Source organism: Austwickia sp. (genome assembly GCA_016699675.1).
GTDB lineage: Bacteria > Actinomycetota > Actinomycetes > Actinomycetales > Dermatophilaceae > Austwickia.
Genome location: CP064985.1, coordinates 3,757,876 through 3,778,968, shown reverse-complemented (window position 1 = coordinate 3,778,968; position 21,093 = coordinate 3,757,876). Strand labels below are relative to the sequence as shown.

Genomic DNA, 21,093 nt, shown 5'->3' with positions numbered 1-21,093 from the left:
TGCAGGCGGGTCGGCCGCGGGGGAGGGGAGCGTCGGGGACATGGGCGACACCTTCCGGGGCGGTCAGCGGGCGATCGGGGCGAAGGTCGCCGAGGTCAGGCGGGCGAGATCGGCGGGGGCGAGGGAGACGTCGAAGCCTCGACGGCCGCCGGAGACGTACGCCGTGTCCAGCGACCGCATCGACGCATCCAGCACGGTCGGCAGGCGACGGCGCTGCCCCAGCGGGCTGATCCCCCCCACGACATAACCGCTGCTCCGCTCGGCCGCCGCCGGATCGGCCATCGTCACGCTCTTCACCCCGAGGGCGCTCGCCATTGCCTTCAGATCGAGCTGGCGATCGACCGGGACGACCCCCACGGCGAGGCCCGCCGGCCCGGCGACGATCAGCGTCTTGAAGACCACCGCGGGGTCGAGCCCGAGCGTCGCGGCGGCCTCGGGGCCATAGGCGGGGGCGGCCGGATCGTGGTCGTAGGCATGCTGCCCGAACGCCACCCCGGCCGCGGCGAGCGCCACGGTGGCGGGGGTGCCCCGGTGGTCCTTCGGCATGCCCCCATGGTGGCAGGGCCGTGGCAGGACTGCGGAAGTTCGGGGCGCTACAGCGTGGAGCCGCGCGGGCCGGTGCGCCGCCGACCGCAGCAGGGGGAGTCGTGACGTCGGCCCCCCGACGCGCGCCCGGGCCGTTATGCCATCAACTCGTCGCCGGGCGAACTGAAGAACCGATCGGTCACCGGACAGCCCGTGGACATACGCGGTGAGCTGGGGTTTCATCGCTGCGGGGGATTACGGCCGGGAGTGACACGGAGCCGCAGCGGGCTAGGTTGAAACGAGTCGCGCGGCGAGCAAGCGCGCTGCGTGGCTGGACTCGAGGCTTCGGCGCCCAGTAGAAAACACCCCGGTTCGGGGGAAGGTACCCTCGGCGCCGTTAGCCAGGCCCTGTCCGGGGTCCCACGCCCCGGGCAGGGTTCGTCCATGTCGGGCCCCAGCACGCGAGGTAGCCTGACCGTCGTGCCGGCTCGCCTCCTGCTCAGCCTGCTCGGCGGGCTGCTGCTGTGGGGGGCCCAGCCGGGCTTCGACGTGTGGCCGGCGGCGCCGGTGGGGGTCGCCCTGCTGGCGTTGGCCTGCCGGGGCGCCGGCTGGCGGACGGGCGCATGGTGCGGCCTCGCCGCCGGCCTGGCCTGCTTCACCCCGCTGTTGTCCTGGACCGGCATCTACGTCGGACCGCTGCCCTGGCTGGCGCTGTGCGTGCTCGAGTCCCTGTACGTCGCCCTCGTCGGTGCCCTCCTAGGGGGGTTCCCGGTCCGGCCGGGCGCGTACCCCTGGCTGGTCGGCGCGGCCTGGGTCACCTCCGAGTTCCTGCGGAGCACCACGCCGTACGGCGGGTTCCCCTGGGCCCGCCTCGCCTTCGGGGTGGTGGACGCCCCGTTCGCGCAGGTCGCGGCCCTGCTCGGCGCCCCCGGCGTGACCTTCGCCGTCGCCCTGTGCGGCGGCTACCTCGCGGTGGCTGTGCTGCGGTGCTGGCAGGAGTTTGCACCCACCCGCCTGCGCACCCCGGCTGAGGCCTCGATGGGTGCCGGCGGTCGACGTACCGCTCCGATCCTGACGGCGCTCGCGGGGGCCGCCGCCGCCGTCTTACTGCCCCTGCTCATCCCCCGGGCGATCCCGGCCGGCGACGACCACCCCACGGCGCGCATCGTGGCCATCCAGGGCGACGTCCCCCAGGCGGGGCTCGACTTCAACGCCCAGCGCCGCGCAGTCCTCGACAACCACGCCCGCGTCACCGCGCGCGCCGCCGCCGACCTGCGGGCCCGCGGCGAGAGCCCGCCCGACCTGGTCGTCTGGCCCGAGAACGCCTCCGACATCGACCCGCTGCGCAACCCGGACGCCGCAGACGTCATCCGCGCCGCGGTCAGCGACATCGACGCGCCCACCCTCGTGGGGGCCGTGCTGTCCGAGCCGGTGGGGCACGTGACCAACGCCGCGCTGCTCTACGAGCCGGGGTCACGGCTGCCCAGCCAGCGCTACGACAAGCGCCACCCCGTGCCGTTCGCGGAGTACATCCCGCAGCGGTCGTTCTGGCGCACCTTCTCCGACAAGGTCGACCTCGTCGAGCGCGACTTCGTCGGCGGCGACGAGGTCGGCGTCATCCGGGTGCCCCGAGCGGGCGGCGACCCTGGCATCGCGGCGGGCGCGAACATCTGCTTCGAGGTGGCCTACGACGACCTGGTCCGCGACGGCGTGACCGCGGGCGCCAACCTCATCGTGGTGCAGACCAACAACGCCACCTTCGGCGAGACCCACGAGTCGGTGCAGCAGCTCGCGATCTCCCGGCTGCGGGCGATCGAGCACGGCCGCAGCGTGGTGCACATCAGCAACGTCGGGGTGAGCGCGCTGATCACGCCGGACGGGGCGGCGCACGGCCGGACCCCACTGTTCGAACCCGCCGTCCTGGCGCGCGACCTGCCGTTGCGATCCGTGCAGACCCCGGCGACCCGCCTGGGGGACTGGCCGGCGCTGCTCACCACCGGCGGAACACTGCTCGCGGCCCTTGCCACCGCACTCGGCCGCACTCGTAGCCGGACCAAGTCGGCCCCGTAGGATGAGCTGACCGGACTGCCCCCGAGCCGAGGACGAGATGCCCACCTTCTCCCGATTCCGCCAGGCCACCCCGTCGATGCCGGAGTGGGACCGCGCCCCGCTGGCGAAGATCGTCGTGCTGATCCCGACGTACAACGAGCGTGAGAACCTGCCGCTGATCACCGAGCGCATCCGGGCCTCCGTCCCGCAGTGCGACGTCCTGATCCTGGAGGACAACTCCCCGGACGGCACCGGCGAGGTGGCGGACAAGCTCGCCGCGAAGGACGAGAAGATCCAGGTGCTGCACCGGGCCGGCAAGGACGGGCTGGGGAAGGCCTACCTGGCGGGTTTCGAGTGGGCGCTGGAGCGCGGGTACGACGCGGTCGTCGAGATCGACGCCGACGGTTCGCACCGCCCGGAACACCTGCCGGCGCTGCTCGCCGCCGCCGAGAACGCCGACGTCGTGATCGGATCCCGTTGGGTCCCAGGCGGTTCCGTCGTCAACTGGCCGGCCCACCGCAAGGCGCTCTCGGTCTATGGCAACCTCTACATCTCCGTGCTGCTGGGGATGCCGGTGCGCGACGCGACCGCCGGCTACCGCGTCTACCGCACCGACGCGCTGCGCATCATGGGGCTGGACCAGGTCGAGTCGCATGGCTACTGCTTCCAGACGGACCTCACCTGGAAGGCGGTCAAGGCGGGCCTCAAGATCGTCGAGGTGCCGATCACGTTCGTGGAGCGGGAGATCGGCGACTCGAAGATGAGCGGCGACATCTTCCGCGAGTCGCTGCTCAATGTCACGTCGTGGGGCGTGAAATACCGCGCCCGGCAGGCCCGCGATTTCGCCCGCAAGGTCGCCGCGGGTCGCCGCGAGGGCCGCTGGCAGTCCCTGGACCAGTGATGGCGACCGCACCGCGCGGCGGCGGCGGTGGTCGCCGACGTCGTGGTCCGGGCCTGTCGGCCCTCCTCGTGGTGGCGCTGATCGTCGTACCGCTCGCCGAGATCGCCGTCATCTTCGCGGTGGGGCGGGCCATCGGAGGCTGGCCCACGTTCGGCCTGCTGCTGGCGGAGTCGCTCCTCGGGGCGTGGTTGGTCAAACGCGAAGGCCGTACGGCGTGGCGCGCGCTCACCGACGCCCTGCGGACGGGGCGCATGCCCGCCCGCGAACTCGCGGACGGCGCCCTGTTGCTGGTCGGTGGCACCCTGCTGCTCACCCCCGGCTTCCTCACCGACTTGGCGGGCTTCTTCTTCGTGGCCCCGCCCACCCGTCCGGTGGCGCGCCGGTTGCTGCAGGGCGCCGTCGAGCGCCGTCTGCTCGCCGGCACCGGGGGAGGGGGACCGTTCGGCGGGGGATCGGGTGGCCCCTTCGGTGGCGGCGGCTATGGCGGTGGCTCCGGCCAGGGCGGGCCTGACGTCATCCCGGGCGAGGTCCGCTGACCGAGTCGGACGTTCGACCCACAACAAAGGTGCCCCAGCGGCGAGCCGGGGCACCTCGGGTGCGGACGGAGGAGGTGGGCGGTCAGGCGGTCTGCTTGCCTGGGGTCGTCTCCCCGCGCGAGGCGCGCAGCAGTGCGAGGCGCTCTTCGAGCAGCTCCTCCAGCTCGGCGATGCTGCGTCGCTCGAGCAGCATGTCCCAGTGCGTGCGGGCCACCTTCGTCGGCTTGTCCTCGGGGGTGGGCCCGTCGACGAGCTTTGCCACTTGACCACAGCGGCACTCCCAGGTAGCGGGGATCTCCGCTTCGATGGAGAAGGGGAGCTCGCTCACGTGGTCGTTGGCGCAGACGTAACGTACGAGTTGACGCTCGGAGAGCACGACGTTTTCGTCGGTCTCCATGCTGAGGGCGGAAAGGTTGGTACCGCGCAGCGATCGTTCTGCCATGACTCCTCCGTCGGGCTGGCGTGATTGAGACGTGAATCAGCGTCTTGTCTCGGCGACGTTGCCGAGGCCGGAGCGGGGTCGTTCCCGGTGCTCACGGCGGGGTCCCCACCGGCGGACCAGTTGCGCGCCCGGGGACCTACGAAGAGTAGCGGCGGGAGGTCCTCCAGGGCGAACGACCTGAAGCGGCGATCCGTTCCCGGTGGACTCGACTGCGCCCGCGTGATGTAGGCGACGTTTCGTCGCGTTGGTTGCGGGTACGGGTCAGGCACCATCACGCACCATCCACCGACCGTAGGAGAAGCGACATGGGTCTGGACGACAAGATCAGCAACGCCGCCGAGGACCTGGGCGGCAAGGCCAAGGAAACCGCAGGTCAGGCGACCGGCGACCGCGACCTTGAGGCCGAGGGCAAGGGCGACCAGATCGCCTCCGACGTCAAGGGCGCCGGCGAGAAGATCAAGGACGCCTTCAAGCACTGAGGCCCGCGCAAGCACCCGCCACGGGGCTTTGCCGTCGTCAACATCGACGGTGAGCACTGAACACGCCAGCGCGTGACCGGGTGCTTGCTGGAGCAAGCGGAGGGGTCGGTCCCGACGGGACCGGCCCCTTCCGCGCGCCGGGCGAGAAACCGGCGCGGGCGGCGCGGGAGCGGCGCACGCATTTGCCCGGCGCCGCCGGTCCCCTCACCGGGTCGCGCAGGCCAGAATCGGGGACGTGGAGCACCGAATCGCGTTCAAGGTCTACTACGAGGACACCGACAGCCTCGGGGTCGTGTACTACGCCAACTACTTCAAGTACTTCGAGCGGGGCCGCTCCGAGTTCATCGGCACGTCGGGGCGCGAGATCTCGGACTGGAACGCGGCGGGATACGTCTTCGTCGTGCACTCCCTGGAGGCGCAGTTCCGCCGCTCGCTGGCGTTGGGGGAGACCTTCGACGTGGTGACGACCCTGGAGGTGCCCTCGCCGTACCGGTGTCGGTTCCAGCAGCGCATCGAGCGGCAGGGCGAGCTGTGTGTGAAGGCGCAGATCGACATCGCCTGCCTCGACGCGGCCGGGGGACTGATCGAGGTGCCGGCGCAGTTCCGCGCCATGGCGGTCGAGCCGGCGGCGCCGCTGCGCCGACCGGGCGGCTAGCGCTTCAGGGGGCTGTAGAACACCAGCCCGTTGCCCGTGGCGTCGTAGACGACCGCGCGCCGTTCATGCGCGTCGTCGTACGGGGCCTTGACGATCCCGCCGCCGCCCTCCTCGGCCGCCCGGGCCGCGGCGTCGACGTCATCGGTCTTGATCGCGACGACGACCTGGCCGGGGAGGGGGTGGTCCAGCGCGGTGGCGAGAGCGATCGTCACGGAGCCGCCGTCGATGGCGGCGAAGTGCGACCCGTCGCGAAACTTCAGCGCCATCCCCAGGGTCTCGGTGTAAAACCTGATCGAGGCGTCCAGGTCGTCCGTGCTCAGCATGATCATGCGTACGTCGTGCGTGCCCATCAGTGTCTCCGGCTTCGTTAGGTGACGTGGATCAGGTCCAGGATCTCCCGAGCCCGGCCCTCGTCGCCGATGGTCTCGATCGAACCCGGCGCGGCCCGATGCCAGGCGGTCAGGAGGAGGTCGGCGGCGGCACCCCGCAGGGCGGCATCGCCCCGGGCGTGCCCGCGTTCCACGGTGCAGCCCGTCTCGCGCAGGCGCAGCATCCATTCGCCCAGGCCGCCCAGGGTGTCGGTCGGCTCGGTGGCGTGCAGGTGCAGGCTGGCGCCGACAAAGTCCGGGGGAGTGCCGCTGCCCTTGGTGGTGAGGAACCGACCGACGAACACCTCCAGCCATTCGTCGATCCCGTCGGCGGCCAGGGCGGCGTCGACGGGGTCGATGGTGGCCGGGTCGATGGCGTGCTGGGCGTCCCACCGGTGCACGAGCACCTCGTGGGCTTGGCGGCGGAACCAGAAGGCGGCCGGGGCCGGCCCGTCGAACGACCGGCTCGGCTCGTCCGGGTCGTGGTGCGCAAGCTCGTCGAGCAGCGTCTGCAGGCACTCGGCGTACCAGGGCAGGATCGCCTGCCCCTGCGGCGGCCGCGGACCGGCGTCCGCCGGCCCACCCTCGGGGCCCTCGCGCAGGAACGAGGCGGCCCACGCGTGCACCCGTCCGACGTGCCCGATCAGCCGTTCCACCGTCCAGCCGGGGCACGCGTCGACCGGTCGCTGGAGCCCGTCTGGGGGTACGGCGGCGAGCAGCTCGCCTTCGCGACGGAGCCAATCCACATGTACGGCGGGATCCATGCTCGGCACCCTAGCCTGGCTGGTCGCGGCGGGTCGAGAAGGGCTTGATGGCCCCACACATGTCGCCTTACCATGAGGTAAGGAGGTCAAGCCATGAGTGTCGGAACCATGACGAGCAAGGGTCAAATCACGATTCCCAAGGATGTGCGTCAAGCGCTGGGCCTACGCGCCGGGGTCACGGTGAGCTTCACCCGGAACGCCGACGGAGACTATGTCATGAGAGCCGCGCATCAGTCCGCCGCCGATTTGGCTGGCGCCTTGCCGTATTCGGGTCCAAACCTGAGCGTTGCTGACATGGCCGACGCCGTAGCTCTCGGTGCCCTGGGGCGATGATCGGACTCGACACCAACGTCGTTGTGCGGCACCTGGTGCACGACGATCCGCACCAGAGCGAGACGGCAACGCGGGCATTCCAGCCCCTGACGCCCGGCGAACCAGGCTTCTTGACCACCGTCGTGTTGGTCGAGACCTACTAGGTTCTTACCCGGGGGTATCACCTCGAGGTATCGGCCGTGTTGAGGACGTTGGAGTCGCTGGTCGACAGCGGCGACATCACGACACAGGACGTGGATTGTGTCCGCGCCGCGTTGTCCGATGCGCGTCAGGGCGCGGACTTCGCCGATGCGCTGATCGGTCGGGCCTGCCGAGCCCATGGCTGCACCGCCGTCCTCAGCTTCGACCGAACCGCCCCAATCACGCAGCGCGACCCCAGCGGCGAACGGGATGGTCGCCCCACTGCAGCGCGTTTTCTGTAGCGCCGATAATCTACATTATGTCATATCTCAGTCGGTGTAATCCCGCATCAGATGGACCACCGGCCTGAGCGCCCAGCCCCACCGCCCGGCACCCGATCCCCGTTCACCAGAGCGTTCAGCGCGACCCGTGACTGTCGCCTTTGAGCGATAACGGTTTTGCTTGTGTTGGGTTGGCCGGGGATGCTCGCGCCATGCGAATCGCCAGGCCCTCGGCCGTGCAGCTGGCGTCTTCGGCGGTGTTGAGCGTCCTTCCGCTCACCGGTCCACCGGCCGGCGAGGTCGTAGCAGAGATCGAGGCGGGCCGTATGCGGCCTGAGTGGTCAGTCCTGGCGATCGACGAGTCCGGCGCAATCATCGGGCGAGCGATGTGGTGGGGCCGAGACGCGGTCGTACCGATCGCGTTGGACGTGTGGGACGTCGATGTGCACGTGCCCGATCGCGGGCGCCTGGCCAGGGATCTTCTCAAGGCGGGACACGAAGCCCTGTCGGGTGCAGGGGTTGCCGTCCCGCTGCCGCACACGATGCGACTGCCGATCGGCTGGCGGGACGATCCGACCCTCGTCGCCGAGGTCGACCTGAAGGCTCACGCCGCCGCGGCAGCAGGCCTGACGCGTATCAACGAGCGACTCCAGTTCCAGTGGGACGCGGATCGACCATTGCCGCCCAAACCCGACTCACTCGAGTTCGCGCCGGCCGGCGACGACATGTTTCGACAACTTTTTGCCGCCGCCGCCACGGGCTCGCTGGACGTCATGACCCGCCGCGAGCTCGAGACCAGCAGCCCCGACGAGATGGCCCGCGCCGAAGTCGTTTACTACCGGGCCTGCCCTGGTGACCGCGCTTGGTGGCACACAGCCGCCACCGTCGACGGCACCGTTGTCGGCGTCGCTATCCCGTCGGCAACCCCGAGAAACCGCAATGTCGGGTTTCTCGCTGTGCTCCCTGAGTACCGCGGCCGGGGGTACGTCAACGAGATCCTCGCGTTCATCACCCGCTTCCACGCCGAGCGGGGCGCCTCTTGCATCACCGCAACCACGGATGCCACCAACGCACCCATGGCTGCGGCCTTCCACCGAGCCGGCTACCGCTGCATCGAGACGCGCGTCGAGCTTGAAGGCCCTTGACGTCATCACTACCGAGGACCTAAGCCGAGGACTGATGCCTGCTGTTCGCCGGGCTCAGGCGTGCCTATACGTGCGCTCTTGATACGCAGGCTGTCCAATATCGCGTGACGGGATGCCTGCTCCCGACGGGGAAGGAATGGGCATCGGGTCTGCCGGCGGGTGAGAGGATCCTCCCGTGCCTCTCGACCTGTGGCGGCGCCTCCGGGAGGTGACAGGCCCGGACCGCACGCCCGAACGCAACTTCCACCTGGCCAATCTGCTCGCGTTGCATGCTGGCGTCCTCAACTCCGTTGGTTTCGTGGCGACCTCGACCTACACCTCGCACATGACAGGCCTGACCGCCGCGGTGGCCGATCACCTCGTCCGCGGTGATGTCCGCCTGGTCGGCCTCGGCCTGCTGGCGATCGCGACCTTCGTTGCGGGCGCCGCCACCTGCGCGCTGGTCTTCAATTGGAACCGTCGGCGCGGGCTGCGGAGCAAATACGCGGGAGTGCTGGTCCTGGAATGCACGATGGTGCTGCTCTTCGGGATGCTGGCGGATAGAGTCACGTGGGAGCATCGGATCTGGCTGTTCATCCCGGTGCTCTGTTTCACGATGGGGTTGCAGAACGCCGTCGTGACCAAAGCCTCCGACGCACAGATCCGGACCACCCACGTCACCGGCATGGTCACCGACATTGGCATCGAAGTCGGCAAGCTAATGTTTCGCTCGCGCCGGGCGGACCTGTCCCCCGTGGTCGCCAACACGACGCGGTTGCGGCATCACCTGGCCATCGTCGGATTGTTCTTTGCCGGTGGCGTGCTCGGCGCGTTCGGCTATCTCACGATCGGCTTCTACGCCCTGATCCCGGCCGCGATATGGCTCCTGGTGCTCGCGCTGCCCCCGCTGATTGCGGACCTGCGTGACGTCCGGCGGCGGCACTGATTCACGCCGAGTAGCCGTCCGCCCATCCGGCGTACCGCGGGCGTCGCGACCTGACCCACTGCCCCGCTGGCCGGACTGCAAACCAGCCCTGACCAGCCGAAACGCAGCATCGAACGTTGTCGTAGCGGCGCCAAGACCGTACGTGGCGGCGGAACGAGCAGCCCATCACGCCTGAGTCTCTCGGGCTTCGCATCGACTATGGCGGCGAGATCGGGATCTTATTGCAGCGTGCTGCGTCCGCTAATCACCGCGTGCGGATCCTGTCGCTGCCGACGACGCACGCCATGCACCTCGAAGCCCCGGAGAGCATGGCGGACATATCCGCGCCGCGTCCGACCCGTCTCGCTGGTAGCTCGTGTCGGCGCTCGGTTGAATTGCACCGTTTCGTGAGCGACGGCGATTTAGCCAACAATCTGGTGGCCAAATTGGCGCCAGATTGAGTCGCTCACGTAGAGCGATGTCTGCAGATGGATCGCTGCGAACCGGGGAATTCGCCTGATCTTGATACGCAGGGTGTCCAGTAGCCAAGCGGGCCCGCCTCTGAGGCCTTTCCGGCCTACTGCCTCGGCAGGTGTGAATTCGGTCCAGCATCGCTGGCGTGCCCTTCCTTCTAGCCCAGACGCCTCTGCGCGTCATGAACGCCGAGGTAGTGCGCGAGAGCCAATTCGACCTGTCCCAACTCAACGGGCACCAGGTAGTCAACGGGCTCCCCGACGATGTAGCGGACATCGATCGAGCGAACCTGGTCCACCAGCAAACGGGTGGGTTCGCCAGCCACCATCAGTTGGGGGCGGTGGACAGACGGTCCGGCCGAGGTGGACGTCGGCACCACAGTGGCGACAGACAGTGGCGAGTCTGAAGGCGAGACCACCAGCCCAAAACGCCTTCCTCCCTGCTCGTGGCCGCGTGGGCGACCCAGATCGATGCGATAGACGGCACCTCGGATCACCAGGCGTCGATCTCATTGCTGAGATCTTCTTCCTTCAACGTCTCGGCGTCGGCGCGGAACTGCATCAGCCACCGTTCGTGATCGAGGAGCCGAAGCGCCCGTCGCAAGGTGTCTGTGGTTGACTCGCCGGGTCGCGCTGCTTCGCGCAGGATGCGCTCATCCTCTTGGGTGGGGCGAAACCCAATACTGGTAGCCATTCCCCCAACTTACCTGCGTGTTTAACAATTGTCGAACGAGGCGCGGTCGGTGCTGCGCAGCGACTCCGACCCCCGGCGGCCCACCCGTGGGGTCGGCCGCTGGCGACCCAGGCGTCGATGTCGTGCCCAAGGCGGCGGCGGGAGTCGGCAATCCATATGGCGAGATCGCGGGGTGGGGGCTTGACGCCGTCAGCCTGGCAGCACGCGCGGACCGCCCACCACCTCAGGTCGTCGGCCGCCGGTTCCGGTCAGGGACATCACGCCGAGTAGCCGTCCGCCCATCCGGCGTACCGCGGGCGTCGTGACCACAGCGCGCACGGTTGGGTCGAGCCGGGCCGGACCCCGCGGCACGGCCCCAGCTCCGGCGGCGCGGCTGCCGGCTCGGCGAGGCACGCCAGCGGAACGTACGCGTTCATCAGCACCTCGCAGTCGCAGTAGCCGCCCATCGTGCCGAGCCGCCGCTCCAGGCCCGTCGCCCGGGGCGCCATCAGGTCGCGGTAGCGCCCGGCCCAGCGCAGCTCGCCGGTGCAGCCGTGCTGCATCATCCGATCGAGATAGCAGGCGAGGCATTCGCCCCGCCGCGGCCACGTGAGCGCCACCGACAACTGCCGCAACTCGACCTCTACCGCGTTCACAATGCTCTCCATCTCGTCCGCCTCCCGCCTGCTCCGACTCGCCCACCGGCGTCCGCCGGCCGTCCCCACCGTCCTACCCGGGGCCACCGACAACGCTGCGACCTGGGCAGACTCCTCCGTACGGCGCCGGCCGCTCGTCACGGCCTCCAGGGGCGCCCCAGGGGCGCCCCAGGGGGGCCTCAGGGGCGGGTCAGGGACTTCTCAGGGCCACGCCGGACGCGCGGACGAGCGCTCCCCTTCTAGCGTGAAGTCATCCCACCCCGTCAAGGAGCACCCGATGACCAGCACCGTCGCACCCGAGCCCGCAGTCGTGGCCTCCTCCACCGACCACGTCACCCGCTGGGTCGGACCGGGGGTCGACGGCAGCACCGATGCCGCTGCCCCGCGTCGCCTGGCCACCCCACCCCCCGTCCGCGTCGACCCACTGGTCCGCCAAGGAAACGCCTTCTACGTCCTGGTCCACGGCCTCCTGCACGTCGCGGCGGCCGCGGTCGCCTGGGGCAGCCTCGACCTCGGCATTCCCCTCATCACCATGCCGTCGCTCTCCCCCGCTCTCGCCACAGTCGTCCTGGCCGCGCTCGGGGTCGCCTTCGTCGGATCGGCGGTCCTGCTTACGCTCGGGCGCGGCTGGCGGACGCTGCTCACGGTGGCGACCCTCGGGTCCGCTGCCCTGTGTCTCGTCGCGCTGCCCGAGGCGGCCATCGCCCTGGGTGTCAACGGGCTCATCGCGGTGGGGCTCATCGCGAGCCGACCGCGCCGGTGACCCTATCCGACGCCTGACCCCACCCGGCGTACCGTTCGGTGGCTCCACACGCCCACGGCGACCCCGACGACCACGTCCGAGGGATGGTGCATCCCGCGGTACAACCGCGACCAACCCACCAGTGGGGGCACCCCGAAACGAATCGCTAGGGCAGCCAATTCCGTTGCCCGCGTGGCACGTTCAGCCACAAGATCCGCGATCGTGAGATGCAGGGCCGTCGTCGCCCCGGTGTGCCCGCTCGGGAAACTGGACGTCGGCGCCGGGCGATCCATCCGCACCACGTCCGGACGGCCGCGCCCCACCACGGCTGCGGCGGACATGAAGACCGCCGTCTCCAGCGCGATCGCGGCGAGCGGCCGGGCCGCCTGCCACGGACCTCCCCGAGCGCCCGCACTCCCCCGGCGCGCCGCCGTCAGCGCGGTCGCGGTCAATGCCGACGCGGTCAGGATCGTCGGAACGGTGTCGGAGTACGTCGACAGGGCCCAGGTCACGCGATCCAGAGTCGGAGTCCTACGCCCCTGCAGCCACCGGTTCACCCCGTCCTCGGCCGGCAGGCCACCCAGCGGACCGACGATCACCCGGCCCGCCACGGCGACCGTCGCGGTCACCCCCAACGCCTGCAGAGCTGCGCGGGTCAGGGCTGCGGAGCGAGGTTCGGGCGAGGCCACGGCCCTGACTGTACCGGCCCGGGCCCCGGGCGGAACCCGCGCGCGCTGCGACGGTCGAAAACGCTGGCCCACCTGGCGATTCGCCGATTCGAGCGACCGACCGGTCAGGGCAGCAGCGGGTCCCGAATTGTTAGGCTCGCCCCATGAATCTCGGCATCGACTTCGGGACTACTCGCACGATCGTGGCGTACGCCGACCGTGGCAACTACCCCGTCGTTTCGTTCTTCGACGCCGACGACGACACCCACGACTTCTACCCCTCGGTGGTCTCGACGCGTAGCGGACGGCTGGTGTGCGGTTTCGATGCCCTGGCCGCGGCGGCCGAAGGCGGGCCGCTAGTGCGCTCGTTCAAGCGGCACCTGGCCGCACCCGATGTCAGCGGGGATACCCCGGTCGTCGTCGGCGACGACACGTACCGTCTCCTCGATGTGCTCATCGCCTACCTCGGCAGTGTGCGCGAGGCCCTCTGCGAGCGCAGCAGCGTCGCCGACCATCTCCGGCGTTCCGGGGCCGGCCCAGTGGTCGTCGCCGTGCCCGCCCACGCGCACGGCGCCCAACGCTTCCTCACGTTGGAGGCCTTCCGCCGGGCGGGTTTCGACGTCACCGGCATGATCAACGAACCCTCCGCCGCCGGCTTCGAATACACCCACCATCGGGCGAAGACGGTGACCGCGCGACGGACCCGGGTCATCGTCTACGACCTTGGCGGGGGCACCTTCGACGCCTCGCTCGTGGCCGTCGACGGCACCAACCACGACGTGCTCGGTTCGCTCGGTGTCAACCAGCTCGGTGGGGACGACTTCGACGCGGTGCTCGTCGACTGTGCCCTCGCCACCGGCAAGCTCACCCGCGAGACGATGACCCGGCGGGCCTACCGGCAACTGGTGGACGAGTGCCGAGAGGCCAAGGAACACCTCTCCCCCCAGTCCAAGCGGATAGCCCTGGAGGTCGCGGGCGCGGATGTCGTCGTCCGCACCGAAGACTTCTACGACCGCGCCACCGAGTTGGTGGAGGCCAGCATCGACGCGATGGCTCCCCTGATCAGCGGCCTCGACAACGGCGAGCCCGATCTCACCGACATCGCCGGCATCTACCTCGTGGGAGGCGCAAGCGGCCTGCCCCTCGTTCCCCGCCTGCTGCGGGAACGCTTCGGCCGCCGGGTGCATCGCTCCCCCTACCCCGCCGCGTCCACGGCGATCGGACTCGCCATCGCCGCCGACGAGAACGCCGGGTATTCCCTGCACGACCGCCTCTCCCGGGGCTTCGGCGTGTTCCGCGAGGCCGTCGGGGGCCGCCAGCTGGCGTTCGACCCGATCCTGGACCGCGAGGAGGAGGTGCCCTCCACCGGAGAGCTGTCGATCACCCGGCAATACCGCGCCGCTCACAACATCGGGTGGTTCCGCTTCGTCGAATACAGCGACGTCGATGACTCCGGTCAGCCGCGGGGCGACATCATGCCGTTCGCCGAAGTCCTGTTCCCGTTCGATCCGGCGCTTCAGGAGCGCCAGGACCTGCGCGACGTCGCCGTCGTACGGCGTGAGCCCGGGCCACTCATCCAGGAGACCTACACCATCGATCAGCACGGGATCGTGCAGGTGCGACTCGCCGACCTGGACACCGGCTTCGAGGCGTCCTACCGCCTCGAAGCCACGCACTGACGGGTCATGCCCTGTCCGAGGTCTCGTCCCGGGGCGGCGTGTCCGGCCCCGTCGCGCCGATGGGCTGGTGGATCATGACCTCGGTGGGGAAGTCGTCATAGGCGCGAGGATCCTCCAGGGGCTCCAGGTGCACGATGAGCTGTACGTCGGGGAACGAGCGGCGCGATTCCTCCTCCACGTCCTCGACGACGTCGTGGCCACGCCGTACCGTCCACTCCCCCGGCACCAGCATGTGCACCTCCGCGAACTTCTGATGGCCTGCCTCCCGCGTGCGCAGCGCATGGAAGCGCACCTCCGCGCCGGCGAACCGCGCCAGCATGGCCGCAAAGGCCTCGTTCTCCTGAGCCGGCCACGCCGAATCCATCAGCCCGACCGTCGAGGTCATCAGCAGCCGATAGCCGGTGAGCACGATGTTGACACCGACCAGGATCGCGATGATCGGATCGAGGCGCTCCCAGCCCGTCAGCGCCACGAGCAGCACCCCGAGCACCACCCCTGCCGAGGTCCACACGTCGGTGAGCAGGTGCTTTCCGTCGGCGGTGAGGGTCAGCGACCGATACGTCCGACCGGCGCGCAGGAGGACGACCGCCACCGCCCCGTTGATCGCCGAGGCGAACACGCTGACGCCGAGGCCGATCCCCACGTTCTCCAGGGGCTGCGGCTCGAGCAGGCGCTGCACGGCCGAGTAGATGATGAAGGCCGCAGCCAGCACGATCATGCCGCCCTCGACGGCGGCCGAGAAGTACTCGGCCTTCGCATGACCGAACTGGTGCTGCTCGTCGGCCGGACGGGCGGCGACCGCGAGCACGTAGAGCGCCACAACGGCCGCGACGAGGTTGACCACCGATTCCGCTGCGTCGGACAGGAGCCCGACCGACCCGGTCAGCAGGTAGGCGCCCGACTTCAGTCCGATCGTCAGCAGCGCCGCCGCCACCGAGAGCCACGCGAACCGCGTGAGCCGGGACCGATCCGGTGCGTCCTGGGGAACTGTCACGTGCGTCAGTATCGTCCGCGACGAGGACGCGCCCAACTCAGGTGATCCTCAGGCGCGCAACGCCGTACGTCGAGCGTCCGCGAGCGACGCCGTCCACCGAGCGTCGACAAGCGACGCCGTACGCCGAAGAACGACGTACGGCGAGCGTCGGCGAACCCGCTTAGCCGGCGAAGACCTTGTAGCCGGAGAACGACTGCCCGATCTGGCGGAACGCCACGGTGCCATTGGCGGCCCGGGTTCCGAACGAGGCCGTGCCGTCGCCGGTGACGGCGAGGACGCCCGCCTTCCCGTCGCCCTTGGCGTTCGAGACGCCCGTGAGGACCTCGTAGTCGCTCCAGTCGCCCGGCTGGTTGACCTGGCCGGCGAAGCCGCCCCGGCCGGTGCCGGTGTAGACCACGCCGAGACCGTCGAAGGTCATGGCGATGAGGCTCGGCCGGCCGTCGCCGCTCCAGGAGCCGACGGCGGCGAAGGACTTGATACCGCCCCAGCCATTGCCGATCCGCGCCCCGGACTGGCTGAAGCCGCCCTTGCCGTCGCCGGAGTAGAAATACATGTTCCAGTTCGTGCGGTTCGTGGCGATGATGTCGGGCAGGCCGTCGCCGTTCCAGTCGCCGGGGGCGACGATCGTCTGCATGTCTCCCCATCCGTTGCCGATCTTGCGGGCGGTCTTGAAGCCGCCGCGGCCGTCGCCCGGGTAGAGCCAGAGGTCGCCGTTCCAGGCCGTGCGGGCGAGGATGTCCGGGGTCCCGTCTCCGGACCAGTCCCCCGCCACGGTGACCACGTCGAACTGCTGCCAGCCCTTGCCGCCGATGGGCTCGGGCTCGGTCATGTCGCCCTTGCCGTTCGGGCTGGACAGCATCAGCTGCCCGCTGCCGTCGCGCGCGAGGACGTCGGTGTCCGCCATCCCGTCGAAGTCACGGAAGACGCGCCCAGCGGTCGGCAGGGACGGTGTCGAGCCGCCCGAGCCAGAGGCCCCGGTCAGGGCGGCCACCTGCTGCCGGATGGACGGGATGAGCGGGTAGAGGTTCGCGCCCGGGCAGGCCGTGTAGTAGGTGTCCCGGTGGCCGTTGATGGTCGGCATCGTCTCGTAGCGCTCGGTCTTGTTGTTGTACCAAGTGGTCGAGCCCAACGGGTTGATCCCGTGCAGGCTCGCCTTCCACGCCAACAGCTTGACCAGGGCGGACCGGGCGGAGGAGGAGAGGACCTCCTGCTCGTAGTTGCCCAGCATGGAGACCCCTACGCCGCGGTCGTTGTTCGACAGATGGGCGGCGGGGAACACGGGCTGCTCGGGGTAGAGCCAGGCGCGACCCTGCCAGATGCGCCCGTACCGGTCGATGACGAAGTTGTAGGCGATGTCGTCCCAGCCCAGCGTCTTCGTGGCGTACCGGTACATCGCCCGCATCATGCCGGGCACCGCGGCCTGGTCGTAGTTGTTGCTGTCGGCGGTGTGGTGAATGACGATGCCCCGGGGCTCGTTGTCCTCGGGAGTGCCGGTGCGCCAGGTCTCGTCGGCGCCCCACTGCGCGCGGGTCAGGATGTCCGGCCGGGCGGTGACGGCCTGCGCGGCGCCGGGCTTGGTGGTGCCCACCGTGGCATCCGCGTCGGACGCGCCCGGATCGATGACCGTGAGCTTGGGGTCGACCGGCGCTGCGCCCGGGGAGCCGAGGACGCGGCCCTGCACCTCGGTGGCCCCGGTGACCATGTAGAGCTCGCTGCCCTGCCGCGTGGGCTTGCCCTTGGCGTTCTTCTTCGCGTCCGGCCCGGCGGACGCGTCGACGTCGACGTTCTCCCAGGCCCCCCAGTTCCCGTCGCGCTTGGACCGGATCTGCACGACCGACGGTGCGCCGGTGCCGGCCGCCCAGGTGACGGCGACCGCGCTGAGCTTGGCGTTGACGGCCTGGGGGGAGGTCGCCTTGAGCACCTGTACGCCGGCCGCGGGCAGCGCCTTGGCGCCCAGGCTGTCGGCGGTGACCTGGCGCTGCGCCTCGGCGAGTTCGCTGGCGGACAGCTTGGCCGCGGTGGCCGCCTCGGGCTGCGCCACGTCGACCATCGTGGTCTCCGATTGGCCGCCCGCGACGGGCTTCGGCGTCGGCGCGGCCGAGGTGAGTTCCATCGGGAGGACCACGAACAGGGGCGTGAGCAGCACCCCGGCCAGTACAGGGGTCAGTCGTCGCAGCCGCACTTGAGGATCTCCCTTGCCTTCGATTCGTTCGACGGCCTTCGCACCGCCGCCACCGGACGACGGCGGCACTGGCGTCCGCCATATTTATCCGGATCTTCCCGTCACAAGTGATTTGCGCAGGTAGGACTCGGTAGGCAGTTCGGCAGGTCGCCGGCGAACGTGAGCAAATGTAGGCATGCAGACTGTGCAGACAAGAAGCCAAATCCTGGCGGACCGTCCGGCTGACTGCGAACGGTCCGTAATTATCGGCCAGACGGCACGCAAACAAGCCCGGTGGTCATAGACCACCGGGCTTGGACCCTAAGTCGGACGTCCGTTCTAGTTATTCTCCGGCGTCACCGTTTTGAAACAGGCGTACGCCGTGGCCGGCTGCGGCCGCTGCGCGGCCGCAGCCGCGCGCTCACTGGCCGCCGGGGTGCTGCGCCTCGGGCCAGCCCTGGCCGATCTCGCGGAGCATGGTGGTGAACCACTCGGCGTGGAAGTCGAAGGCCTTGTGGCCCGCGATCCGGTCGAATTCGATCGGACGCAGCTCGTCCCCGTGGTCCTCGTCGTTGCCGATGACACCCGGCGTACCGGCCAGCGCGGAGTCGACCGCAAGATCCGTCATCTTCTTGATGAGCTGCAGGTCGAACTCGTTGGCCGGGGCCGAGCGGGAGAAGTAGCCGGACTTCTGGACGAGGACCTTCTCGGCGCCGAGCTGGGCCGCGAACTGCTTGCCGAACCAGGCCCCCGGGTTGATCTCGTCGAGGCGCACGTGCCCGAACGCGTCGCGGGGCACGTCCTCGCCGCCGGCCTCCATCTGCTCGACGATGTCGGCGACGCCGGCCCCCTCCGAGATGAACAGGTTGACGTTGCCCACCGTGTCCATGACGTGCTTGAGACGCTCGGCCTCACCGTCGATGTGCAGCTCGATCTCGGGCACGTAGCAGCCGTGGATGTCCCACGCCTCCCGGGACAGGCCGAACTCCGGCAGCCAGTCGCGAGTGTCGAGCCACTTGCGGTATTCGCGGGCCGTTGCGGCGGTCAGCCAGCCGCAATTGCGGCCCATGACCTCGTGGATGATGAGCATGCGCGAGCCGGCGTTGTGCTCGGCGATCACGTTCGCGGCGAAGCGCGCACCCTGTTCGGCGGCAGACTGCGCGCCCAGGCTCTGCCGGATCGGCACGATGTCGTTGTCGATGGTCTTGGGCAGGCCCACGACCACCAGGTGGTGCCCCGTCTTCTCCAGGTGAGCGGCGAGGTCGGCCGCCGTCGTGTTGGTGTCGTCGCCGCCGATCGTGTGCAGCACGTCGACGCCGTCGGCCGTCAGCCGCTCGGCGGCGTAGGCCAGCGGGTCGGTCCCGTCGTCGGGGATCAGCCCGCGCTTGATCAGGTCCTTGATGTTGGTCAGCTTCACGCGTGAGTTGCCCAGCGGCGACCCGCCGTACTGGTGCAGCAGGCCCGCGTTCTGCCGCACCGCATCGGTGACGTGCAGGATGTCACCCTTGAGCAGGCCCTGGTAGCCGTGCTTGTAGGCGATGATCTCGACATCCGGGGCGACCTCGCTGTATCGCTGGATGAGGCCACCCACGGCCGACGAGAGGCACGGGGCGAAGCCGCCGGCGGTGAGCAAGGCGACGCGACGTACGGACATGCAGCATCAACTCCCAGGTCGGACGAGTGATCTCGCGGCCCACCTTAGCCGTTTCAGACCCCCTCACCGCGGGACCGCGTCAGGCAGCCTGGCTGGCGTGAAGGACGCGCGGCGGCAGCCCACCCCGAGCGGGGCACGAGCGGGGCACGAGCCGGCCACGAAGGCCCCGGTGGCGCCGCGGGCGGCGCGGGCGGCGCCGCACGCCGCTCCTCGCGCGCCGGCCCTCAGTCCTGATCGATCGGCAGTCCCCAGGTGTGCACGGGCTCGTTGCTCTCGGCGTACTCCAGGTAGATCCGCAGCATCTCTCGCAGCGCGGTGGCTCGATCCGCGCCGCCGTCCTCGAGGCGCCGGACGCATTCCAGCTGCCACGTGGCGCCGTTCTGGCGCGACAGGCACCGCCCCTCGATGACTCCCAGATAGCGATCGGACGCCGCGGACGACACACCGGCCTGAGCGAGCCCGTCCTGGGCCAGCGGCAGCAGGTGGCGCAGGGTGAGCTCGTCCGCGGTCAGGGTCGAGTAGCCGGGCCAGTACATCCGCCCGAGCATCCCGTCCCGGGCCCCGTGGCGGAAGTTGGCTTCGGCGGCGGAGAAGCTCATCTGCGACCAGATCGGCCGCTCGTCGGCCGCCAGCACCGCGACCAGGCCGTAGTAGAGCGCCGCGTTCGCCACCATGTCGAGCGGCGTGGGGCCGGAGGGCAGCACCCGGTTCTCCACCCGCAGGTGGGGGCGACCGTCCGCGGTGTCGTAGATGGGCCGATTCCACCGGTAGACGGTGCCGTTATGCAGCATCAGCTCGGCCAGCTCGGGCGCCTCGCCGGCCTCGAGAACGCCGACCGGGTCCTCGTCGGACACCTCGGGCAACAGCGCGGGGTAATAGCGCACGTTGTCCTCGAAGAGGTCGAAGATCGACGTGATCCAGCGGTCGCCGAAGAGCACCCGGGGCCGCACGCCCTGGTTGGCGATCTCTACCGGGCGGGTGTCCGTGGCCTGCCGGAACAGCTCGATCCGCGTCTCGTGCCAAAGGGCCTTGCCGCAGAAGAACGGCGAGTTCGCCGCGACGGCCACCTGGGGCCCGGCGATCGCTTGGGCAGCGTTCCAGGCGGCGGCGAAGGCCTGCGGGGCCACCTGGAGGTGCAGCTGGAACGATGTGCAGGCCGATTCAGGCGCTATCGAATCGCTGTAGTAGGCCAGCCGCTCCCCCGTCGACCCCTCGAGATCGATGGAGATGTCCTCGCCGCGGGCGCGCATGATCGCCTCGTTCAGCGCGGCGTAGCGGGTGTTGTCGCTCATCCAGCCGTCGCCCAGGTCCTCCGGGAGGAGCGTGGGCAGGACGCCCACGGCGGCCGGTCGGCAGCCCAGCTCCGCGCCGGCCTGGCGCACCCGGTGCAGCCGGGTGACCAGCTCCTCTTCGAGTTCCTGCCCCTTGTCGCCCACCAGCACCCGGGGATCGACGTTGAGCTCGAGGTTGAATCGGCCCAGTTCGGGGACGAACGCCTCGTCGTCGAGGGCCGCGATGATCTCCGCGTTGCGGCGGCAGGGGCGCATGTCGTCGTCGACCAGACTCATCTCGACCTCGAACCCCGCCGTCGGGGCGTGGGCGTCGAATTGATGGCTGGCCAGCATGCGCTCCAGGACATCCAGGTCCTGCCGCACCTTCTCGCGATAGCGCTGGCGATCCTGGTTGCTCCAATCGGCGCCGCCAACCTCAGCCCCCATGGGAACCTCCCGGATCGAGACGAGGACACCCGGTGGACCCGGACACGTGCCCAGAGCAAAGCACACCCTAGGGCCTGGGCGCGCGGCGGCCCGCGCTTTGTGGCGCAGCGGTCGCGAGGCATGCGCCACATTGCTCCGGCGGGGCGCGCACCCCCGCCGCTCGATCCCGAGGC

At 69.9% G+C, this 21,093-nt stretch carries 23 protein-coding genes; 11 read left to right on the top strand and 12 right to left on the bottom strand.

All coding sequences use genetic code 11. The annotated features are described in order from the left end of the window. Positions 1 to 63 precede the first annotated feature (63 nt). Entirely contained in the window at positions 64 to 546 is a 483-nt protein-coding gene (ybaK, locus tag IPK37_17270; protein QQS00552.1) for a Cys-tRNA(Pro) deacylase, read from the bottom strand. 423 nt (positions 547 to 969) lie between these two features. Between ybaK and lnt the strand changes: the two genes are divergently transcribed. From lnt to IPK37_17255, 3 genes are read left to right on the top strand one after another with little or no spacing between them, the layout of a single operon-like run. Then, a complete protein-coding gene (lnt, locus tag IPK37_17265; protein ID QQS00551.1) occupies positions 970 to 2,595 on the top strand; it encodes an apolipoprotein N-acyltransferase in 1,626 nt (541 codons plus the stop codon). A gap of 37 nt (positions 2,596 to 2,632) precedes the next feature. Beyond that, complete coding sequence (locus tag IPK37_17260) at positions 2,633 to 3,475, top strand: polyprenol monophosphomannose synthase (protein ID QQS00550.1); 843 nt, start codon at positions 2,633 to 2,635, stop codon at positions 3,473 to 3,475. Beyond that, complete coding sequence (locus tag IPK37_17255; protein ID QQS00549.1) at positions 3,475 to 4,011, top strand: FxsA family protein; 537 nt, start codon at positions 3,475 to 3,477, stop codon at positions 4,009 to 4,011. The genes IPK37_17260 and IPK37_17255 overlap by 1 nt, the downstream gene beginning before the upstream one ends. Before the next feature lie 82 nt (positions 4,012 to 4,093). Here IPK37_17255 and IPK37_17250 read toward each other — a convergent pair whose 3' ends face one another. Then, on the bottom strand, positions 4,094 to 4,453 hold the full coding sequence (locus tag IPK37_17250) for an RNA polymerase-binding protein RbpA (protein QQS00548.1): 360 nt from the start codon (positions 4,451 to 4,453) through the stop codon (positions 4,094 to 4,096). A 305-nt stretch (positions 4,454 to 4,758) separates the two neighbouring features. On the opposite strand from IPK37_17250, the gene IPK37_17245 reads away from it, so the two are divergent. Together IPK37_17245 and IPK37_17240 are read left to right on the top strand one after the other, a co-directional pair. Continuing rightward, a complete protein-coding gene (locus IPK37_17245; GenBank protein QQS00547.1) occupies positions 4,759 to 4,932 on the top strand; it encodes a CsbD family protein in 174 nt (57 codons plus the stop codon). A gap of 235 nt (positions 4,933 to 5,167) precedes the next feature. Further along, complete coding sequence (locus tag IPK37_17240) at positions 5,168 to 5,587, top strand: acyl-CoA thioesterase (protein QQS00546.1); 420 nt, start codon at positions 5,168 to 5,170, stop codon at positions 5,585 to 5,587. Here the strand turns inward: IPK37_17240 and IPK37_17235 are convergent. After that, on the bottom strand, positions 5,584 to 5,937 hold the full coding sequence (locus tag IPK37_17235; protein ID QQS00545.1) for a VOC family protein: 354 nt from the start codon (positions 5,935 to 5,937) through the stop codon (positions 5,584 to 5,586). The two genes, IPK37_17240 and IPK37_17235, sit on opposite strands and share 4 nt — an antisense overlap. A gap of 17 nt (positions 5,938 to 5,954) precedes the next feature. Further along, positions 5,955 to 6,719: a maleylpyruvate isomerase family mycothiol-dependent enzyme gene (locus IPK37_17230; protein ID QQS00544.1), complete on the bottom strand. Its 765-nt coding sequence runs from the start codon at positions 6,717 to 6,719 to the stop codon at positions 5,955 to 5,957. Positions 6,720 to 6,812: 93 nt separating this feature from the next. Between IPK37_17230 and IPK37_17225 the strand changes: the two genes are divergently transcribed. From IPK37_17225 to IPK37_17210, 4 genes are all read left to right on the top strand, one after another. Then, positions 6,813 to 7,052 (top strand): AbrB/MazE/SpoVT family DNA-binding domain-containing protein, encoded by a 240-nt coding sequence (locus IPK37_17225; protein ID QQS00543.1) that lies wholly within the window; start codon positions 6,813 to 6,815, stop codon positions 7,050 to 7,052. Continuing rightward, positions 7,049 to 7,195, top strand: a complete 147-nt coding sequence (locus tag IPK37_17220; protein ID QQS00542.1) for a hypothetical protein — start codon at positions 7,049 to 7,051, stop codon at positions 7,193 to 7,195. Before IPK37_17225 ends, IPK37_17220 begins: the two co-directional genes overlap by 4 nt. 470 nt (positions 7,196 to 7,665) lie before the next feature. Then, positions 7,666 to 8,598 (top strand): GNAT family N-acetyltransferase, encoded by a 933-nt coding sequence (locus IPK37_17215; protein ID QQS00541.1) that lies wholly within the window; start codon positions 7,666 to 7,668, stop codon positions 8,596 to 8,598. Positions 8,599 to 8,773: 175 nt separating this feature from the next. Then, positions 8,774 to 9,523, top strand: coding sequence for a DUF1275 domain-containing protein (locus tag IPK37_17210; protein ID QQS00540.1), 750 nt, complete (start codon positions 8,774 to 8,776; stop codon positions 9,521 to 9,523). A gap of 610 nt (positions 9,524 to 10,133) precedes the next feature. On the opposite strand, the gene IPK37_17205 is transcribed toward IPK37_17210, so the two are convergent. From IPK37_17205 to IPK37_17195, 3 genes are all read right to left on the bottom strand, one after another. Further along, positions 10,134 to 10,472, bottom strand: a complete 339-nt coding sequence (locus IPK37_17205; GenBank protein QQS00539.1) for a type II toxin-antitoxin system PemK/MazF family toxin — start codon at positions 10,470 to 10,472, stop codon at positions 10,134 to 10,136. Further along, positions 10,469 to 10,669, bottom strand: a complete 201-nt coding sequence (locus IPK37_17200; protein ID QQS00538.1) for a hypothetical protein — start codon at positions 10,667 to 10,669, stop codon at positions 10,469 to 10,471. The genes IPK37_17205 and IPK37_17200 overlap by 4 nt, the downstream gene beginning before the upstream one ends. 257 nt (positions 10,670 to 10,926) lie before the next feature. Next, positions 10,927 to 11,316 carry a DUF2695 domain-containing protein gene (locus IPK37_17195; GenBank protein ID QQS00537.1) on the bottom strand — a complete coding sequence of 130 codons (390 nt, stop codon included), beginning with the start codon at positions 11,314 to 11,316 and terminating at the stop codon, positions 10,927 to 10,929. Positions 11,317 to 11,581: 265 nt separating this feature from the next. Between IPK37_17195 and IPK37_17190 the strand changes: the two genes are divergently transcribed. Next, positions 11,582 to 12,067, top strand: a complete 486-nt coding sequence (locus IPK37_17190; protein ID QQS00536.1) for a hypothetical protein — start codon at positions 11,582 to 11,584, stop codon at positions 12,065 to 12,067. 2 nt (positions 12,068 to 12,069) lie between these two features. Here the strand turns inward: IPK37_17190 and IPK37_17185 are convergent, their stop codons facing one another. Continuing rightward, the gene (locus tag IPK37_17185) at positions 12,070 to 12,735 is read right to left on the bottom strand and encodes a phosphatase PAP2 family protein (GenBank protein ID QQS00535.1); all 666 of its coding nucleotides are present in this window, start codon (positions 12,733 to 12,735) and stop codon (positions 12,070 to 12,072) included. 143 nt (positions 12,736 to 12,878) lie between these two features. Here IPK37_17185 and IPK37_17180 point away from each other — a divergent pair, with 143 nt between their 5' ends. Next, complete coding sequence (locus IPK37_17180) at positions 12,879 to 14,393, top strand: Hsp70 family protein (protein QQS00534.1); 1,515 nt, start codon at positions 12,879 to 12,881, stop codon at positions 14,391 to 14,393. A gap of 4 nt (positions 14,394 to 14,397) precedes the next feature. Here IPK37_17180 and IPK37_17175 read toward each other — a convergent pair whose 3' ends face one another. From IPK37_17175 to IPK37_17160, 4 genes are all read right to left on the bottom strand, one after another. Next, positions 14,398 to 15,387, bottom strand: a complete 990-nt coding sequence (locus IPK37_17175) for a cation transporter (protein ID QQS00533.1) — start codon at positions 15,385 to 15,387, stop codon at positions 14,398 to 14,400. A gap of 160 nt (positions 15,388 to 15,547) precedes the next feature. Next, positions 15,548 to 17,569 carry an N-acetylmuramoyl-L-alanine amidase gene (locus IPK37_17170; GenBank protein ID QQS00532.1) on the bottom strand — a complete coding sequence of 674 codons (2,022 nt, stop codon included), beginning with the start codon at positions 17,567 to 17,569 and terminating at the stop codon, positions 15,548 to 15,550. 400 nt (positions 17,570 to 17,969) lie between these two features. Next, positions 17,970 to 19,202 (bottom strand): pyrophosphate--fructose-6-phosphate 1-phosphotransferase, encoded by a 1,233-nt coding sequence (locus tag IPK37_17165; protein QQS00531.1) that lies wholly within the window; start codon positions 19,200 to 19,202, stop codon positions 17,970 to 17,972. A gap of 224 nt (positions 19,203 to 19,426) precedes the next feature. Continuing rightward, positions 19,427 to 20,920: a glutamate--cysteine ligase gene (locus tag IPK37_17160; GenBank protein ID QQS00530.1), complete on the bottom strand. Its 1,494-nt coding sequence runs from the start codon at positions 20,918 to 20,920 to the stop codon at positions 19,427 to 19,429. Between the last annotated feature and the right edge of the window lie 173 nt (positions 20,921 to 21,093).

What these genes read in the sequence shown, in the direction of transcription:
- ybaK (QQS00552.1), bottom strand. Translation starts at nt 546, where the DNA reads ATGCCGAAGGACCACCGGGGCACCCCCGCCACCGTGGCGCTCGCCGCG.
- lnt (QQS00551.1), top strand. Translation starts at nt 970, where the DNA reads ATGTCGGGCCCCAGCACGCGAGGTAGCCTGACCGTCGTGCCGGCTCGC.
- IPK37_17260 (QQS00550.1), top strand. Translation starts at nt 2,633, where the DNA reads ATGCCCACCTTCTCCCGATTCCGCCAGGCCACCCCGTCGATGCCGGAG.
- IPK37_17255 (QQS00549.1), top strand. Translation starts at nt 3,475, where the DNA reads ATGGCGACCGCACCGCGCGGCGGCGGCGGTGGTCGCCGACGTCGTGGT.
- IPK37_17250 (QQS00548.1), bottom strand. Translation starts at nt 4,453, where the DNA reads ATGGCAGAACGATCGCTGCGCGGTACCAACCTTTCCGCCCTCAGCATG.
- IPK37_17245 (QQS00547.1), top strand. Translation starts at nt 4,759, where the DNA reads ATGGGTCTGGACGACAAGATCAGCAACGCCGCCGAGGACCTGGGCGGC.
- IPK37_17235 (QQS00545.1), bottom strand. Translation starts at nt 5,937, where the DNA reads ATGGGCACGCACGACGTACGCATGATCATGCTGAGCACGGACGACCTG.
- IPK37_17230 (QQS00544.1), bottom strand. Translation starts at nt 6,719, where the DNA reads ATGGATCCCGCCGTACATGTGGATTGGCTCCGTCGCGAAGGCGAGCTG.
- IPK37_17225 (QQS00543.1), top strand. Translation starts at nt 6,813, where the DNA reads ATGAGTGTCGGAACCATGACGAGCAAGGGTCAAATCACGATTCCCAAG.
- IPK37_17220 (QQS00542.1), top strand. Translation starts at nt 7,049, where the DNA reads ATGATCGGACTCGACACCAACGTCGTTGTGCGGCACCTGGTGCACGAC.
- IPK37_17215 (QQS00541.1), top strand. Translation starts at nt 7,666, where the DNA reads ATGCGAATCGCCAGGCCCTCGGCCGTGCAGCTGGCGTCTTCGGCGGTG.
- IPK37_17200 (QQS00538.1), bottom strand. Translation starts at nt 10,669, where the DNA reads ATGGCTACCAGTATTGGGTTTCGCCCCACCCAAGAGGATGAGCGCATC.
- IPK37_17195 (QQS00537.1), bottom strand. Translation starts at nt 11,316, where the DNA reads ATGGAGAGCATTGTGAACGCGGTAGAGGTCGAGTTGCGGCAGTTGTCG.
- IPK37_17190 (QQS00536.1), top strand. Translation starts at nt 11,582, where the DNA reads ATGACCAGCACCGTCGCACCCGAGCCCGCAGTCGTGGCCTCCTCCACC.
- IPK37_17180 (QQS00534.1), top strand. Translation starts at nt 12,879, where the DNA reads ATGAATCTCGGCATCGACTTCGGGACTACTCGCACGATCGTGGCGTAC.
- IPK37_17165 (QQS00531.1), bottom strand. Translation starts at nt 19,202, where the DNA reads ATGTCCGTACGTCGCGTCGCCTTGCTCACCGCCGGCGGCTTCGCCCCG.
- IPK37_17160 (QQS00530.1), bottom strand. Translation starts at nt 20,920, where the DNA reads ATGGGGGCTGAGGTTGGCGGCGCCGATTGGAGCAACCAGGATCGCCAG.